This is a genomic window from Pseudomonas sp. GW823-FHT02C02 (genome assembly GCF_058797635.1).
Genome location: NZ_JBXAJV010000019.1, coordinates 18,979 through 34,396, shown reverse-complemented (window position 1 = coordinate 34,396; position 15,418 = coordinate 18,979). Strand labels below are relative to the sequence as shown.

Genomic DNA, 15,418 nt, shown 5'->3' with positions numbered 1-15,418 from the left:
ATTGACCGGAATAGGCGTTCCGGTCAAGATACGGTCGGTTTTGCGCTCGCCGTAGGCTGACTGTTGGGTTCAAGAGCACCTCTAAAGACAGGGCGATGGCAGTAAAGGGTGATGCGCAGCGCAGTTTTGGTGCGCAGTTTACACGCCGCGATAATGAATGACTCGTCGGTCACCACTGACGAACGGTCATCACGCCTCGTGAGCAAGGTTCACTCGATACACCTGCCAGCGTTTTTAGAGGTGCCCTTGCGCCGATGAGCATCAAACCGCCAGGTTCGCCTAGGCGACTTTCTTTTCACCGGAGAGTAACGAGGAATCCATGAAGGTTCTTGTAGCTGTCAAACGCGTTGTGGATTACAACGTCAAGGTTCGCGTCAAGGCGGACAATTCCGGCGTCGACCTCGCCAACGTCAAGATGTCGATGAACCCGTTCTGCGAAATCGCAGTGGAAGAAGCCGTGCGCCTGAAAGAGAAAGGCGTTGCGACTGAAATCGTCGTCGTCTCCATCGGCCCGACCACCGCTCAAGAGCAACTGCGCACAGCGCTGGCTCTGGGTGCTGACCGCGCCATCCTCGTCGAATCCGCTGAAGATCTGACTTCCCTGGCCGTTGCCAAGCTGCTCAAGGCTGTTGTCGACAAGGAACAGCCTCAGCTGGTGATCCTTGGCAAACAAGCCATCGACAGCGACAACAACCAGACTGGCCAGATGCTCGCTGCATTGAGCGGCTACGGTCAGGGCACCTTCGCTTCGAAAGTCGAAGTGTCCGGCGACACCGTTGCCGTGACCCGCGAAATCGACGGCGGCGCGCAGACGGTTTCCCTGAAACTGCCGGCCATCGTCACCACCGACCTGCGTTTGAACGAGCCGCGCTACGCGTCCCTGCCGAACATCATGAAAGCCAAGAAGAAGCCTCTCGAAGTGCTGACTCCGGACGCTTTGGGCGTTTCCACCGCCTCCACCAACAAGACCGTGAAAGTCGAAGCGCCAGCTGCACGCAGCGCGGGTATCAAGGTCAAGTCGGTGGCTGAACTGGTCGAGAAACTGAAAAACGAAGCGAAGGTAATCTAAATGACTATCTTGGTTATTGCTGAACACGACAACAAAGTAGTGGCACCGGCCACTCTGAATACTGTGGCTGCCGCTGCCAAAATCGGCGGTGACATCCACGTTCTGGTTGCCGGCCAGGGCGTTGGCGCCGTGGCTGAGGCCGCTGCGAAAATCGCTGGCGTGGCGAAAGTGCTGGTGGCCGACAACGCCGCCTACGCTCATCAATTGCCGGAAAACGTCGCGCCGCTGGTAGCCGAGCTGGGCGCTGGTTACAGCCACATACTGGCTGCCGCCACTTCCAACGGCAAAAACATCCTGCCGCGCGTTGCCGCTCAGCTGGACGTTGACCAGATCTCCGAGATCATCTCGGTCGAAAGCGCTGACACGTTCAAGCGCCCGATCTACGCCGGTAACGCCATCGCGACCGTTCAATCGAACGCTGCAGTGAAAGTGATCACCGTGCGTGCCACCGGTTTCGACCCTGTGGCTGCTGAAGGTGGTTCGGCGTCGGTTGAAGCGGTTGCTGCTGCTCACGACGCTGGCACTTCCAGCTTCGTTGGCGAAGAACTGGCCAAGTCCGATCGTCCAGAACTGACCGCTGCCAAGATCGTCGTTTCCGGCGGCCGCGGCATGCAGAATGGCGACAACTTCAAACACCTGTACGCCTTGGCCGACAAGCTGGGCGCTGCCGTGGGTGCTTCCCGCGCCGCGGTCGACGCAGGTTTTGTACCCAACGACATGCAGGTCGGTCAGACCGGCAAGATCGTTGCTCCACAGCTGTACATCGCCGTCGGTATCTCCGGCGCGATCCAGCACCTGGCCGGCATGAAAGACTCCAAAGTGATCGTTGCGATCAACAAGGACGAAGAAGCGCCGATCTTCCAGGTGGCCGATTATGGCCTGGTGGCTGACCTGTTCGAAGCCATCCCCGAGTTCGAGAAGCTGGTCTAATCCAGTCGCTTGACTTATAAAGAGCCCGACCTTTTGGTCGGGCTTTTTTTTGTTCCGGATTTGAGTGGAGAGTGTTGCCATGGATTTGCGTCGCGTGGGTGGCTGGTCATTACTGCTGGGGCTGACGGTGCTGCCGGCGCTAGCCGTGGCGGCAGGCAAGTGCGAACGCCTGGTGGTGACCGGAAGCCCGGACGCGCCGCCGTACTTGTGGCAAGACCCGCAAAACCCCAAGCACCTGATCGGCGCCAGCGCAGACCTGTTGCAACACGTGGCAGGGGAGTTGGGCATCAAAGTCGAACTGCTTTACGCCGGCAAGCGCGCCCAGGCCCTGGACGAAGTGCGCAGCGGACGCATGGACATGCTGGCCGACGCGCCGTTGACCGTCAGCGAGCTGGACACCCTGGATTACATCCATCCGCCGTTGCTGGAAAACGACTATCTGGTCTGGACCCGAAAAAACTCGGCATTGGTCTATAACCAGGCGCAAGACCTTCACGGCCATCCGGGTGCCGTGTCGGAAAAGTCTCGAATGACCCAGGCATTCGGCACTTTCGCCGACCAGCAATTGACCCTCGTGCGTACCCCGAACCTGACCCAGGCCTTTCAGAAACTGCTGCTGGGCGAGGTGGAGTTTGTCCTCGCCGGACGCTACTCGGGCATGGCCGCCGCGCAATCGCTGAGCATGGCCAACGACCTGATCGCTCTTCCCCAACCGGTCGACAAACCTGGCCTGTTCCTCGCGGTTTCCCATAACTCCGCCTGCAACGATCCGTGGTTGCGCGGACAGCTGGCCAAAAAGATGACAGAATTGCCCGCGTCCGGACTGACGGAAAGCGTGCTGCAACGCAATATCGAGCGTTGGACAGCGCAGCAACAGCAACCCGTCAGTACCCCAAAACAGTAGGGATTTTTAGTGAGTATTCGACCTCTTTTCGCTGCCCTGGCCGTTCTGGCTCTGGCGGGTTGTGCAGCCGATCCGGCGCCGAATGAACAAATACGCTTGACCGAACAGGCGCTTGAACAAGCCAAAGCCGTAGGCGCCATCGCCGCCGACGTGCCGGAACTCAAATTGGCCGAAGACAAGTTTTCCCGTGCCCAGGGCGACATGACGGATCAGTCCTACAGGCATGCGCGCATGCGGGCCGAGCAGGCTGAACTGGACGCGCGTCTGGCTGAAGCCAAGGTGCTGACCCTCAAGAGTGAGGAGCAGTTGAATGTGCTCAATACCCGCATCACTCGCCTGCGCAAGCAGCTGGGAGATGCCCAATGAGCCTCAAGTCCAAAGCACTCGGCGGATTGATCCTCGCAGGTTGTGCAAGCCTTTACGGCTGCGCCGGCCAACACAGCGAAACTGCATTGCAGCAGGCCGGGACTGACTTCCAGAAGGTCAAGGAAGACTCCAACGTGCTGCGAATCGCGCCCAAGGACGTGATTCGTGCCGGTGAATCCCTGGCCCGTGCTGATCGTCTTTCCAGTTACTGGGGCAGCGGCTCGGATGTGGTGCATTACGCCTACCTGAGCCAGCGCTACAGCGAAATTGCCCGTGAGCACACCAATCAGGTGCTCAACGAAGAGCGCGCGGCGAAGCTCGAACTGGAACGTCAGCGCCTGCAACTGGCCTTGCGCGAGTCCAAATTGCTCAGCGTGCAGCAGCAAGGCAAGTGGCTCGAAGAACAGATTGTCGCCCTGGCAACCACCCAGACCGACCGTGGCCTGGTGATGACCCTGGGCGACGTGCTGTTCGACACCGGCGAAGCGGAGTTGAAGAATTCGGCGAACCGCGTGGTCCTGAAGATCGTGCAGTTCCTGCAGCTCAATCCCAAGCGCGTGGTCCGTATCGAGGGCTACACCGACAGCACAGGCGGCAAGCAGGACAACCTCAAGTTGTCCCGTGACCGTGCGCAATCGGTGGCGAACGTGCTGATGGACCTGGGTATCGACGACAAACGTATCAAAGTCGAAGGCTACGGCGATGAATACCCGGTGGACGTGAATGCTTCCGAGCGTGGTCGTGCACAGAACCGTCGGGTGGAAATTGTGTTCTCCGACGAAAAAGGCCAGCTCGGCGCCGCCCGCTAAGGGCTGCGTTACTGGAAAACCCGGCCTGCCTGACAGCGCCGGGTTTTTTTGTGCCTGCCAATTGGCTCTCAAAACAGTACAGTTTTTGCTGACACTGCACTGTACGGTCGACTATTGTGGCAACTGTCCCAGTACACTTCTAAACTGTTCCGGTATTGTTTCACACAAGAATAAAATGCCCGTGAAATCGAGTGCTGCGTCATGACCAATCTCTTGCTCTACCAACGTATTGCTCAGCAACTGGCCGAAGATATCCGTCGTGGTGTCTATCAACCGGGGGAACGCGTGCCTTCGGTGCGCAAGATGAGCTCGCAGCTCAACGTCAGCCATGCGACTGTTTTGCAGGCTTACGCCAATCTCGAGGATCAAGGGCTGATCCGCGCCCGGCCGCAGTCGGGTTACTACGTGCACCAGACGCCGGCCCTGACGGCGCCCACGCCGGACATCGCCCGGGTCGAGCGGCCCGGCCTGGTCACCCGTAGCAGCATCATTCAGCAAGTGCTGGTCGAATCTCGCCGCGAGGGTGTTTTTCCCTTGGGCGCAGCGGTGCCGAGCGTCGATTATCTGCCGGTCCGCGCCTTGCACCAGCAATTGGCAAAAGTCACCCGTTTCCATAGCCCGCGTGCCTTCAGCTACATGTTCAGCCCCGGTTTTGAACCGTTGCGCCGGCAGGTGGCGATTCGCATGCGTGATGCCGGCGTGGTGGTCGATCCGTCCGAAGTGGTGATCACCCACGGCTGTGTCGATGCATTGCAGATGTCTCTTCGCGTGCTGACCCGGCCGGGCGACCTGATCGCCGCCGAATCGCCGACTTATTACGGTTTGCTGCAACTGGCCGACTTGCTGGGTCTCAAAGTCATCGAGATCCCCAGCGACCCGGCGACTGGCATGAGCCTCGAAGCCCTGCAATTGGCGGCCAACCAGTGGTCGATCAAGGCGCTGGTACTGACCACGCGTCTGAGTAATCCGCTGGGCGGTACCATGCCCGAAGAGCGGCAGAAACAACTGCTGCGCCTGGCCTCGGATTTCGATATCCAGATCGTTGAAGACGACATCTACGGCGAGTTGATGTTCGAACAAGGCCGGACCAAATCGCTCAAGGCCTACGATCGGCTGGATCGGGTGATTTATTGCTCGAGCTTCTCCAAGACCCTGTCACCGGGCGTGCGGATTGGCTGGATGATTGCCGGCAAATACCAGCAAGAGATTCAGCGTTTGCAAACGTTCAGCACGCATTCGGCGTGCAGCGTCACGCAGATGGGCATCGCCGCGTACCTGGAGAATGGCGGTTACGACCGTCACTTGCGCTACATCCGTCAGGAATACCGCAAGAACCTGAGCGCCTTCCAGTTGGCCGTGCAGCAGTATTTCCCGGAAGGCACGCAGATGACCCGGCCCACCGGCGGTTTCATTCTGTGGGTCAGTCTGCCGGGGCGGGTCAACACTCAGGAACTGCATGTGCGTGCGTTGCAGCAGGGCATCAGTATCGCGCCGGGGCTGATTTTCAGTAACACCGAGCAGTTCAATCACTGCATCCGCTTGAACTGTGGAACGCCCTGGAACCGTGAAGCCGAGCGCGCATTGATGACCTTGGGAATGTTGGCGACTCAGCTGTGCCAGGAGACGACCAGCGGTTTCTGACAAGCGCGTCGGTCGTTTCGTACACGTGCTTGTCATGTTGCGTACAACAGGCGAGCATATGGCCCTCTGCCGTTAGCGTCGTTGGTTCCATGAAACCGATTTTTCCTGCCGCCTGCCTATCGATCTGCCTCCTCTTGACCGTTAATGTCCAAGGCGTCATGGCGGCTTCGACTCAGGAAAAGCCGGCAGCCAGCGTAACAACGTCGAAAAAACCGGTTGCCGCGAAGAAAACTACTGCGGTGAAAAAAAACGTCGCGCCAGTCAAAAAGAAACCGGCTGTGCTGAAAAAGCGGCCGCCGATTGCTTCAAAGTCTAAATCGGCCCGAGAAGTGGCGAAGACTCAACTCCCTTCCGCCGATCTGGACCTGAGCCTGCCTAAAGATTTGGTCGAAGAGCTGAAACCGGTCGGTACGGTCCCTATGCCACGACGCGACTCCGTGTTGCCGGAGATGTTCGGTGACAAGAACAGTCAATTTCAGCTCAACGGCCGACTGCTCAGCAACGAAATGCAGTTGCAACTGCGCAATGAAGAGCGCCGGGACGTCGAAGGCGCAGCGCTGGATTTCGAGTTCAAACAGTAAATCTGCACTGATTCGTGACCCGCGACCCAGACGCTTTGTCGGAGACTGGTCAGTCACGTTCGTTTGAGCGTAAAAACCCCGGTCCAGGTAATTTAAAACAGCTGTTTTAGCGGTTACTCTGTGCCCCGTCCATTAACACATCACCCGTCGCGAGGAGCTTGTCGTCATGAAATGCCGTGAAGGCTGTGGCGCCTGTTGCATTGCCCCTTCCATCAGTTCACCGATTCCTGGCATGCCCAATGGCAAAGCCGCTGGCGAACGTTGCATCCAACTGTCTGTCGATAACCTGTGCAGCATTTTCGGCGATCCACAACGTCCTGCCGTATGTTCGGCGTTTGAAGCCGACGTTGAAGTCTGCGGAAGCAGCAGTGACGAAGCGATCAAGCTGCTGGGATGGTGGGAGCAGATGACGGCTGCATGATGTGTCCTGAGAACGGAACTTCAACAATAAGGAATAAGACTATGGGTTCGCTGCATCGAATGGCTGTGCTGTGTGGTTTGACGGTGGTGCTGGCCACCACGGCTGCACAGGCCGAGGACTGGAAAGTCGCCAAGAATGAAGACGGCATCAAGGTGTCCCTGAGTGAAGTGGCCGGTTCCGATTACAAAGCGTACCAGGGCGTCACCCTGATGAAGACCACCATGGCCAAATTGCGCGCGCTGCAGGAAGACGTGGCAGGCGCCTGCACTTGGATTCACGACTGCAAGACCCAGAAGCTGCTCAAGCACGAAGGTGATCAGAACTGGACCTACACCCAGTTCAATACCCCGTGGCCGGTGACTCCGCGTGATTCGGTGTTGCATATCACCACCACCGAAGGCGCCGACGGCAGCCTGACCCGCAAGCTTGAAGGCGTGCCGAAGTACGTGCCTGAGGAAAAGGGCTTCGTGCGAGTCACCAAGGTCGACGGTTTCTGGAAGTTCGTCCCCAAGGGTGACCAGATCGAAGTGACCTACCAGGTGCACACCGAGCCAGGCGGCAGCATCCCCTCGATGGTCGCCAACAAGTTCGTGGTCGATGCGCCATTCAACACGCTCAAGGCCCTGAAAGAGCGCGCCGAGAAGTAATCGCACGCTGTTTCATGAAGCGCCCCGACCTCTCGGGGCGTTTTTTATTGGGCAATAGTCAGTTATGCGCAATCCATGTGGGAGCGAACCGGCTCGCGATAGCGGTTTCTCATCCGAAAGAGGTGTCGACTGATCCACCGCTATCGCGAACAGGCCGGCTCCCACCGGAATATTTTGTTTCCAGATATACGTTGCACGAAATTTTCACAACGCCTCCAAGACAATTCGCCCGCGTCAGCCTGCCGGGCACTAATCAATGGCAATGCTGCGGGTGATCGTGCAACATTTGCGCACCGCGCAAGCCCCGGGGTCGAGAACTGGCCAACAGAGGGCAGGGCGCCGCTTTATTTTTGAAACTTCAACTTCCAATGGGTCCTAAAACGACATGGCAAACCCGGACGCCCTGAGTCAGCAGCGAGCTTCTAGTCGCCTGCTGCAACCGACCGTCAAATCGCACCTGGCCTACACGCTGCTGTGCGCCATGGTCATGATGGTCATGTTCAGCCTGCTGCGCGTTGCGCTGCTGGTCTACAACCGCGAAATGATCCAGGATTCACCCGCCTCGACCTTCATCGAGGCGTTCGCCAATGGCCTGCGTTTCGACCTGCGCCTGGTGGTCTACCTCTGCATTCCGCTGATTCTGGCACTGTTCAGCGCCCGGGCCATGGCCGCTCGCGGATTCTTCCGCTTCTGGCTGACCATCGCAGCGAGCACCGCGCTGTTCCTGGGCCTGATGGAGATGGATTTCTACCGCGAGTTCCACCAGCGCCTCAATGGCCTGGTCTTCCAGTACGTGAAGGAAGACCCGAAAACCGTGATGAGCATGCTCTGGTACGGTTTTCCTGTGGTTCGCTACCTGCTGGCCTGGGCTTTCGGCACGTTGATCCTGACCCTCGCGTTCAAGGGCGCCGACCGCGCGACCCGTCCTCGCGGCCCGTTCAGTGGCGGCAGCATCAGCGCGCGCCAGATCGCCCCGTGGTATACGCGAGGCGTCGTGTTCGTGGTCTGTCTGCTGGTTTGCGTGGTTGCCGCTCGTGGCACCCTGCGTCAGGGCCCGCCGCTGCGTTGGGGTGACGTCTACACCACCGATTCGAACTTCGCCAACCAGTTGGGCCTCAACGGCACCCTGTCGCTGATCGCGGCGGCCAAGAGCCGGATGTCCGAAGAGCGCGACAACATCTGGAAAGCCACGTTGGACCAACCAGTGGCTCAGCAGACCGTCCGCGATATGTTGCTGACCCCAAGCGACAAACTGGTGGATGGCGAAACCGCTGCCGTGCGTCGTAACTACTCTCCGGCCGCTGACAAGACCCTGCCGATCAAGAACGTCGTTGTGATCCTTATGGAAAGCTTCGCCGGTCACTCGGTGGGCGCGCTGGGTCGTCCGGGTAACGTCACGCCGTACTTCGACAAGCTGTCCAAAGAAGGCCTGTTGTTCGACCGCTTCTTCTCCAACGGCACCCATACCCACCAGGGCATGTTCGCCACCATGGCCTGCTTCCCGAACCTGCCGGGCTTCGAATACCTGATGCAGACCCCGGAAGGCAGCCACAAACTGTCCGGCCTGCCACAGTTGCTCAGCGCCCGTGACTACGACGATGTGTACGTCTACAACGGCGACTTCGCCTGGGACAACCAGTCGGGCTTCTTCAGCAACCAGGGCATGACCAACTTCATCGGGCGTAACGACTTCGTTAACCCGGTGTTCTCCGACCCGACCTGGGGCGTGTCCGACCAGGACATGTTCAACCGGGGTCTGGAAGAGTTGAAGGCCCGCGACGGCAAGGACAAAAAACCGTTCTATGCCTTGCTGCAAACCTTGTCCAACCACACGCCTTACGCCTTGCCGACGCCTTTGCCGGTCGAGCGCGTGACCGACCGTGGCAGCCTCAACGAACATTTGACCGCCATGCGCTACTCCGACTGGGCGCTGGGTCAGTTCTTCGAGCAGGCGCGTAAAGAGCCGTACTTCAAGGAAACCCTGTTCGTGGTGGTCGGCGACCATGGTTTCGGCAACGAGCAGCAGATCACCGAAATGGACCTGGGCCGATTCAACGTACCGATGCTGCTGATCGGGCCGGGCGTGCAGGAAAAATTCGGCCAGGTTGACCACACCGTGGGCACCCAGATCGACATCGTGCCGACCATCATGGGGCGTATCGGTGGCGACGTGATTCACCAGTGCTGGGGGCGTGACTTGCTGAACCTGCCGGAAGGCGACAAGGGCTTCGGCGTAATCAAGCCATCGGGCAGCGATCAAACCGTAGCGTTGCTGACCGCGGATCGCGTGTTGGTGCTGCCTAAGGAAATGCCGCCCAAGTTGTATCAGTACGAACTGGGCGCCAATTCGAAAGGCGAACTGATTCCGGCGTCGGCTGACGAAGCGGCCCTCAAGCAGAAACTCGAGTCGTTCATCCAGACGGCCACCAAGAGCCTGATCGACAACACCGCCGGTGTGGTTGACGGCAAGCCGGACTAAGTTTTCGGCGCAATAAAAAAGAGGCCCTTCGAGGGCCTCTTTTTTTTTGCTGTTAAATCTTTATATCTTGCCAAGTAACAGCAGAATCAACAGCACCACCAACACCACGCCGATGATACCCGACGGGCCATAACCCCAACTTCTGGAGTGTGGAAAGACCGGCAAACCACCTACCAGCAGGAGAATCAGAATTACGATAAGAATTGTGCCCATGTCTATTTCCTTGTTGGAAGTGTTCTGGAATGACCTAGCTTTTAACTGTCAGTCGGACTGCAATAAACCCGAGCTGCTTACAAAATCCGACTGTCGCGTGCGTCGGAAAATTCCAAGTTTTTTTAATGTTTTTCGAAGAAAGCCTTATTTCGTTTTTGGCGGTGTTAGTTGATTCCGGCGCTCCCTCGGTTTGCTCGGACCATTCAGCAATCTGATGGAGCGTGGGTCGCGCAATGTCCTTCGCTACACTCAGCGCATCTTCCCCAGAACAACAAGGCTGTTTGCTATGCAAAATCGCATGATGATCACTGGCGCGGGCTCAGGCCTGGGTCGCGAAATCGCGCTGCGCTGGGCGCGTGAAGGCTGGCAGCTGGCCTTGTCGGATGTCAGCGAACCCGGTCTGCAGGAAACCCTGAAGCTGGTTCGCGAAGCGGGTGGCGACGGTTTTATCCAGCGTTGCGATGTGCGCGATTACAGCCAACTGACCGCTTTCGCCCAGGCCTGCGAAGAGAAACTTGGCGGCATCGATGTCATCGTCAACAACGCTGGCGTGGCCTCGGGCGGGTTCTTCAGTGAACTGTCCCTGGAAGATTGGGACTGGCAGATCGCGATCAACCTGATGGGCGTGGTCAAGGGCTGCAAGGCCTTCCTGCCGCTGCTGGAAAAAAGCAAAGGCAAAATCATCAACATCGCGTCCATGGCCGCTCTCATGCAAGGCCCGGCCATGAGCAACTACAACGTGGCCAAGGCCGGCGTAGTGGCCCTGTCCGAAAGCCTGCTGGTCGAATTGGCGCAACAGGAAGTGGGCGTGCACGTGGTCTGCCCGTCGTTCTTCCAGACCAACCTGCTGGATTCCTTCCGTGGCCCGACTCCGGCCATGAAAGCCCAGGTCGGCAAACTGCTGGAGAGTTCGCCGATCACCGCGACGGACATTGCCGATTACATCTATGAGCACGTCGCCGCCGGTGAATTCATGATCCTGCCCCACGAGCAGGGCCGCATGGCCTGGGCACTCAAGCAGAAGAACCCGCAACTGCTTTACAACGAAATGACCACCATGGCCGACAAAATGCGCGCCAAGGCCAAACAAAACGCAGGCTGAACTTGCCCGTGCGCAACACCGTCGTTAGGGTGGCCGCAACCGGTCATCCTTACGAGACGTGTGCATGCTCAATTACCTGTGGTTTTTCCTCGCGGCGCTGTTCGAAATCGCCGGCTGCTTCGCCTTCTGGATGTGGCTGCGCCAAGGTAAGAGCATGTGGTGGGTGGTGCCGGCGCTGCTCAGCCTGACGTTGTTCGCGCTGTTGCTGACCCGTGTCGAGGCGACTTACGCCGGTCGCGCCTATGCCGCCTATGGGGGCATTTACATCGTCGCCTCGATCGGTTGGCTGGCGGTGATCGAGCGAGTTCGTCCCCTGGGCTCAGACTGGCTGGGCGTGGCGCTGTGCGTGATCGGGGCCAGTGTGATTCTGTTCGGCCCGCGTTTCTCTGCTTCCTGAAGCGGCATTCAAACGATTTGTCAGACGTTTCCGTAAGGGGCATCTTCCTGCGCTGTAGGGCGGGACTGATTTGCCGCTGTTGCATTGAAGAGCGGCTGCGGGCCGGGCATCTTCGAGGGCCGGTAACCCTGAAGGATGAATGCCATGCTTGTACTCAGTCGCGTTGTGGGCGAGATGATTTCCATCGGTGACAACATTTCAGTGCGCATCATCGCCGTCAACGGAGGCAGCGTGCGCTTCGGTGTCGAAGCGCCACAAAACGTCAATGTGCACCGGGCCGAGGTCTACGATCGCATCCAGGTCAAACTGGCGAAAACCAAAAGACGCTGAGCGCCTCAGTCGAACAGGTGCTTGGGCACATCGTGCTTGAGCATCAACTGGCATTGCTCGCTGTCTGGATCAAAAACGATCAGCGCCTGCCCCTTGGTCAACGCCTGGCGAACACGCAATACGCGGGTTTCCAGCGGCGTGTCGTCACCATTGTCCGTACCGTCGCGGGTCACGAAGTCCTCGATCAGGCGGGTCAGGGTGTCGACTTCAAGTTGGTCGTAGGGAATCAGCATAGGCACCTCGGCTAAACAATGGCGCGATGCTACGGCGAATGATCGGTTGCGGCTAGCCCGGGACCTGATGTGGTACCTGATACACCGCCTTCGCGGGCAAGCCTCGCTCCTACAGGTTTCGTGCATCGACACATAACCAGTAGGAGCGAGGCTTGCCCGCGAAGGCGATCTCTCAGACGATGAAAAAGCCCGGGTCAGCTATCTGTTCGTTGCCCCACCAGACTATCCACCGACGGCACCCGCGTATCGCTTTCCATCTGCGTGTCGTGCTCGATTTGATGACTGAACCGGTCCAGCGAGCCCTTTGCCGGCTGCGCATCACTGGCAAATACCGGCGGGCTCAGAATGTAGGCGCCGAGTAGACGACTCAGCGCCGCCAGGCTATCGATGTGCGTGCGCTCGTAACCGTGAGTGGCATCGCAGCCGAAGGCGAGCAGGGCGGTGCGGATGTCGTGCCCGGCGGTGACCGCCGAATGCGCATCGCTGAAGTAATAGCGAAACAGGTCGCGGCGCACCGGCAACTCGTTTTCACTGGCCAACCTGAGCAAGTGCCGCGACAGGTGATAGTCGTAAGGCCCGCCGGAATCCTGCATCGCCACGCTCACCGCGTGTTCGCTGGAATGCTGGCCGGGCGCAACCGGCGCGATGTCGATGCCGACGAATTCGCTGACGTCCCAGGGCAACGCCGCTGCCGCACCGCTGCCGGTTTCCTCGGTGATGGTGAACAGCGGATGACAATCGATCATCAACTCCTCACCGCTGTCGATGATCGCTTTCATCGCCGCCAGCAGCGCCGCAACACCCGCCTTGTCGTCGAGGTGACGGGCGCTGATGTGACCGCTTTCGGTGAACTCCGGCAGTGGGTCGAAGGCGACGAAATCGCCCACACTGATCCCCAGGGAATCGCAGTCGGCGCGGGTGGCGCAGTAAGCGTCCAGACGCAACTCAACGTGATCCCAGCTGATCGGCAATTCATCCACGGCGGTGTTGAATGCGTGCCCGGAAGCCATCAGCGGTAACACGCTGCCGCGAATCACACCGTTGTCGGTGAACAGGCTGACGCGGCTGCCCTCGGCAAAACGACTGGACCAGCAACCGACCGGGGCGAGGGTCAGGCGACCGTTGTCTTTCACCGCGCGGACCGCGGCGCCGATGGTGTCGAGGTGAGCGGAGACCGCACGGTCCGGGCTGTTTTTCTTGCCCTTGAGCGTGGCGCGGATGGTGCCGCGCCGGGTCATCTCAAAGGGAATGCCCAATTCTTCAAGGCGTTCGGCGACGTACCGCACAATGGTGTCGGTAAAGCCGGTCGGGCTGGGAATGGCGAGCATTTCCAGCAGGACTTTTTGCAGGTAATTGAGATCCGGTTCGGGAATTTTGCTGGTCATGGAAACTCCTGATGAGTAAAGAACATCGATGGTTTCGATGAGGGAAAAGTTGGGTGCCTGACCTGGCACCTTCGCGAGCAAGCGTCGCTCCTACAGGTAATACGCGTTTGTTTGTAGGAGCGAGGCTTGCCCGTGAAGGCGTCAGTCCAGCCGACCCGTGACTAGGAAACTGCCGGCTGACTGTGCGGAAACAGCAAATCCACAAACCGCTCGGCCGTCGGCTGCGGTTCATGGTTGGCCAGCCCGGCGCGTTCGTTGGCTTCGATAAACACGTATTCCGGTTGATCGGCGGCAGGCACCATCAGGTCGAGCCCGACCATGGGAATGTCCAGCGCCCGCGCAGCCCGTACGGCGGCATCGATCAGGGTCGGATGCAAGATCGCCGTGACATCCTCCAGAACGCCACCGGTATGCAGATTTGCCGTACGCCTGACGAACAGATGCTCGCCGGCCGGCAGAATACTGTTGTAGTCATAACCCGCCGCCTGCAGCGTGCGCTCGGTCTCATGGTCCAGCGGGATTTTGCTTTCACCGCTGGTGGCCGCCTGCCGACGCCGACTCTGCGCTTCGATCAGCGCGCCGATGGAATGCTGACCATCGCCCACCACCTCGGCAGGCCGGCGAATCGCCGCGGCGACCACCTCGAAACCGATCACCACAATGCGTAAATCGAGACCTTCGTGGAAACTTTCCAGCAGCACGCGGCTGTCGAACTGCCGGGCTGATTCGATGGCTTGCTGGACCTCTTCAATTGTCCGCAAATCCACCGCGACGCCTTGACCTTGCTCACCATCCAAAGGCTTGACCACCACCCGCTCGTGCTCGTCGAGAAACGCCAGGTTGTCGTCGGCGTTGCCGGCCAGTTGCTGCGAGGGCAGGTTCAAACCGGCGGCCTTGAGCACTTTGTGCGTCAGGCTTTTGTCCTGGCACAGGCTCATGCTGATGGCGCTGGTCAGGTCGCTCAGGGATTCGCGGCAACGCACCCGGCGTCCGCCATGGCTGAGGGTGAACATCCCGGCGTCGGCATTATCGACGTGCACATCGATGCCGCGTCGATGGGCTTCCTCGACAATGATCCGCGCATAGGGGTTGAAATCGGCCTCAGGCCCAGGACCCAGAAACAGCGGCTGATTGATGCCGTTCTTGCGCTTGATGGCGAAGGTCGACAGGTTGCGAAAGCCGAGCTTGGCGTAAAGACTTTTCGCCTGCCGGTTGTCGTGCAACACCGACAGGTCCAGGTAACTCAGCCCACGGCTCATGAAGTGCTCGATCAAATGCCGCACCAGCACTTCACCGACGCCGGGCCGCGAACAGTGCGGATCGACCGCCAGGCACCACAGGCTGCTGCCGTTCTCTGGATCGTTGAACGCCTTGTGATGGTTGAGGCCCATGACGCTGCCGATGATCGCGCCGCTGTCTTCATCTTCGGCCAGCCAATACACCGGGCCGCCCTGATGTCGCGGCGTCAGCAAATTCGCATCAATGGGCAACATGCCGCGCGCCTGGTACAGCTGATTGATCGCCTGCCAATCAGTCTCGCTTTGCGCCCGGCGAATGCGAAAACCGCGAAACACCCGGGTTGACTGACGGTAATCGCTGAACCAAAGACGCAAGGTGTCGGAAGGGTCGAGGAACAGTTGCGCCGGTTCCAGCCCCAATACTTGCTGGGGGGCGGCCACGTACAAGGCGATGTCGCGCTCACCGGGCTGCTCGTTGAGCAACTCTTGCGCCAGGCTCGCCGCGTCCGGGAAGGTATGGCCGATCAGCAACCGGCCCCAGCCGCAATGCACCGCAATCGGCGCCGCGCCCAGTTCACTGCCGTCTTCGGCCAGCCGTGCCTGCAAACGTTCATAGGAGGGGGACTGACCGCGCAACAAGCGTTGGCTGTAAGCCGTGGCGTGGGGTTTCATC

17 protein-coding genes are annotated in these 15,418 nt (G+C 59.2%); 13 read left to right on the top strand and 4 right to left on the bottom strand.

From position 1 onward, the window contains the following. Positions 1 to 319 precede the first annotated feature (319 nt). The 10 genes from AC1ROI_RS27410 to AC1ROI_RS27365 all read left to right on the top strand — a co-directional run bounded on the left by AC1ROI_RS27410 (position 320) and on the right by AC1ROI_RS27365 (position 9,847). Positions 320 to 1,069 carry an electron transfer flavoprotein subunit beta/FixA family protein gene (locus AC1ROI_RS27410; RefSeq protein ID WP_010461775.1) on the top strand — a complete coding sequence of 250 codons (750 nt, stop codon included), beginning with the start codon at positions 320 to 322 and terminating at the stop codon, positions 1,067 to 1,069. After that, on the top strand, positions 1,070 to 1,999 hold the full coding sequence (locus AC1ROI_RS27405) for an electron transfer flavoprotein subunit alpha/FixB family protein (protein ID WP_010461774.1): 930 nt from the start codon (positions 1,070 to 1,072) through the stop codon (positions 1,997 to 1,999). 79 nt (positions 2,000 to 2,078) lie between these two features. After that, on the top strand, positions 2,079 to 2,903 hold the full coding sequence (locus tag AC1ROI_RS27400) for a substrate-binding periplasmic protein (protein WP_010461772.1): 825 nt from the start codon (positions 2,079 to 2,081) through the stop codon (positions 2,901 to 2,903). A 9-nt stretch (positions 2,904 to 2,912) separates the two neighbouring features. Beyond that, entirely contained in the window at positions 2,913 to 3,269 is a 357-nt protein-coding gene (locus AC1ROI_RS27395) for a DUF4398 domain-containing protein (RefSeq protein ID WP_102594671.1), read from the top strand. Then, on the top strand, positions 3,266 to 4,078 hold the full coding sequence (locus AC1ROI_RS27390; RefSeq protein ID WP_077747974.1) for an OmpA family protein: 813 nt from the start codon (positions 3,266 to 3,268) through the stop codon (positions 4,076 to 4,078). The genes AC1ROI_RS27395 and AC1ROI_RS27390 overlap by 4 nt, the downstream gene beginning before the upstream one ends. 201 nt (positions 4,079 to 4,279) lie before the next feature. Beyond that, entirely contained in the window at positions 4,280 to 5,719 is a 1,440-nt protein-coding gene (locus tag AC1ROI_RS27385) for an aminotransferase-like domain-containing protein (protein ID WP_010461766.1), read from the top strand. 89 nt (positions 5,720 to 5,808) lie between these two features. After that, positions 5,809 to 6,300, top strand: a complete 492-nt coding sequence (locus AC1ROI_RS27380) for a translation initiation factor 2 (protein ID WP_102594670.1) — start codon at positions 5,809 to 5,811, stop codon at positions 6,298 to 6,300. 166 nt (positions 6,301 to 6,466) lie between these two features. Next, positions 6,467 to 6,721, top strand: coding sequence for a YkgJ family cysteine cluster protein (locus AC1ROI_RS27375; RefSeq protein WP_010461764.1), 255 nt, complete (start codon positions 6,467 to 6,469; stop codon positions 6,719 to 6,721). Positions 6,722 to 6,762: 41 nt separating this feature from the next. Next, positions 6,763 to 7,368 carry an START domain-containing protein gene (locus AC1ROI_RS27370; RefSeq protein ID WP_102594669.1) on the top strand — a complete coding sequence of 202 codons (606 nt, stop codon included), beginning with the start codon at positions 6,763 to 6,765 and terminating at the stop codon, positions 7,366 to 7,368. 385 nt (positions 7,369 to 7,753) lie between these two features. Further along, a complete protein-coding gene (locus tag AC1ROI_RS27365; protein WP_102594668.1) occupies positions 7,754 to 9,847 on the top strand; it encodes an LTA synthase family protein in 2,094 nt (697 codons plus the stop codon). A gap of 60 nt (positions 9,848 to 9,907) precedes the next feature. On the opposite strand, the gene AC1ROI_RS27360 is transcribed toward AC1ROI_RS27365, so the two are convergent. After that, on the bottom strand, positions 9,908 to 10,066 hold the full coding sequence (locus AC1ROI_RS27360; protein ID WP_169858239.1) for a DUF3309 family protein: 159 nt from the start codon (positions 10,064 to 10,066) through the stop codon (positions 9,908 to 9,910). 280 nt (positions 10,067 to 10,346) lie between these two features. On the opposite strand from AC1ROI_RS27360, the gene AC1ROI_RS27355 reads away from it, so the two are divergent. The 3 genes from AC1ROI_RS27355 to csrA all read left to right on the top strand — a co-directional run bounded on the left by AC1ROI_RS27355 (position 10,347) and on the right by csrA (position 11,889). After that, positions 10,347 to 11,162, top strand: a complete 816-nt coding sequence (locus tag AC1ROI_RS27355) for an SDR family oxidoreductase (protein ID WP_010461756.1) — start codon at positions 10,347 to 10,349, stop codon at positions 11,160 to 11,162. Positions 11,163 to 11,226: 64 nt separating this feature from the next. Further along, a complete protein-coding gene (locus AC1ROI_RS27350; protein ID WP_077747972.1) occupies positions 11,227 to 11,559 on the top strand; it encodes a YnfA family protein in 333 nt (110 codons plus the stop codon). A gap of 144 nt (positions 11,560 to 11,703) precedes the next feature. After that, entirely contained in the window at positions 11,704 to 11,889 is a 186-nt protein-coding gene (gene csrA, locus AC1ROI_RS27345) for a carbon storage regulator CsrA (protein ID WP_010461752.1), read from the top strand. A 5-nt stretch (positions 11,890 to 11,894) separates the two neighbouring features. Here csrA and AC1ROI_RS27340 read toward each other — a convergent pair whose 3' ends face one another. From AC1ROI_RS27340 to ngg, 3 genes are all read right to left on the bottom strand, one after another. After that, a complete protein-coding gene (locus tag AC1ROI_RS27340) occupies positions 11,895 to 12,122 on the bottom strand; it encodes a YheU family protein (protein ID WP_010461751.1) in 228 nt (75 codons plus the stop codon). 194 nt (positions 12,123 to 12,316) lie between these two features. Further along, positions 12,317 to 13,507, bottom strand: a complete 1,191-nt coding sequence (locus tag AC1ROI_RS27335; RefSeq protein WP_010461749.1) for an osmoprotectant NAGGN system M42 family peptidase — start codon at positions 13,505 to 13,507, stop codon at positions 12,317 to 12,319. A gap of 161 nt (positions 13,508 to 13,668) precedes the next feature. Continuing rightward, the gene (gene ngg, locus AC1ROI_RS27330) at positions 13,669 to 15,417 is read right to left on the bottom strand and encodes an N-acetylglutaminylglutamine synthetase (protein ID WP_010461747.1); all 1,749 of its coding nucleotides are present in this window, start codon (positions 15,415 to 15,417) and stop codon (positions 13,669 to 13,671) included. Between the last annotated feature and the right edge of the window lies 1 nt (position 15,418).

Bases quoted from the DNA above. Each gene is read 5' to 3' on its own strand.
- AC1ROI_RS27410 (WP_010461775.1), top strand. From the start codon at position 320: ATGAAGGTTCTTGTAGCTGTCAAACGCGTTGTGGATTACAACGTCAAG.
- AC1ROI_RS27405 (WP_010461774.1), top strand. From the start codon at position 1,070: ATGACTATCTTGGTTATTGCTGAACACGACAACAAAGTAGTGGCACCG.
- AC1ROI_RS27400 (WP_010461772.1), top strand. From the start codon at position 2,079: ATGGATTTGCGTCGCGTGGGTGGCTGGTCATTACTGCTGGGGCTGACG.
- AC1ROI_RS27390 (WP_077747974.1), top strand. From the start codon at position 3,266: ATGAGCCTCAAGTCCAAAGCACTCGGCGGATTGATCCTCGCAGGTTGT.
- AC1ROI_RS27385 (WP_010461766.1), top strand. From the start codon at position 4,280: ATGACCAATCTCTTGCTCTACCAACGTATTGCTCAGCAACTGGCCGAA.
- AC1ROI_RS27380 (WP_102594670.1), top strand. From the start codon at position 5,809: ATGAAACCGATTTTTCCTGCCGCCTGCCTATCGATCTGCCTCCTCTTG.
- AC1ROI_RS27375 (WP_010461764.1), top strand. From the start codon at position 6,467: ATGAAATGCCGTGAAGGCTGTGGCGCCTGTTGCATTGCCCCTTCCATC.
- AC1ROI_RS27370 (WP_102594669.1), top strand. From the start codon at position 6,763: ATGGGTTCGCTGCATCGAATGGCTGTGCTGTGTGGTTTGACGGTGGTG.
- AC1ROI_RS27365 (WP_102594668.1), top strand. From the start codon at position 7,754: ATGGCAAACCCGGACGCCCTGAGTCAGCAGCGAGCTTCTAGTCGCCTG.
- AC1ROI_RS27355 (WP_010461756.1), top strand. From the start codon at position 10,347: ATGCAAAATCGCATGATGATCACTGGCGCGGGCTCAGGCCTGGGTCGC.
- AC1ROI_RS27350 (WP_077747972.1), top strand. From the start codon at position 11,227: ATGCTCAATTACCTGTGGTTTTTCCTCGCGGCGCTGTTCGAAATCGCC.
- csrA (WP_010461752.1), top strand. From the start codon at position 11,704: ATGCTTGTACTCAGTCGCGTTGTGGGCGAGATGATTTCCATCGGTGAC.
- AC1ROI_RS27340 (WP_010461751.1), bottom strand. From the start codon at position 12,122: ATGCTGATTCCCTACGACCAACTTGAAGTCGACACCCTGACCCGCCTG.
- AC1ROI_RS27335 (WP_010461749.1), bottom strand. From the start codon at position 13,507: ATGACCAGCAAAATTCCCGAACCGGATCTCAATTACCTGCAAAAAGTC.
- ngg (WP_010461747.1), bottom strand. From the start codon at position 15,417: ATGAAACCCCACGCCACGGCTTACAGCCAACGCTTGTTGCGCGGTCAG.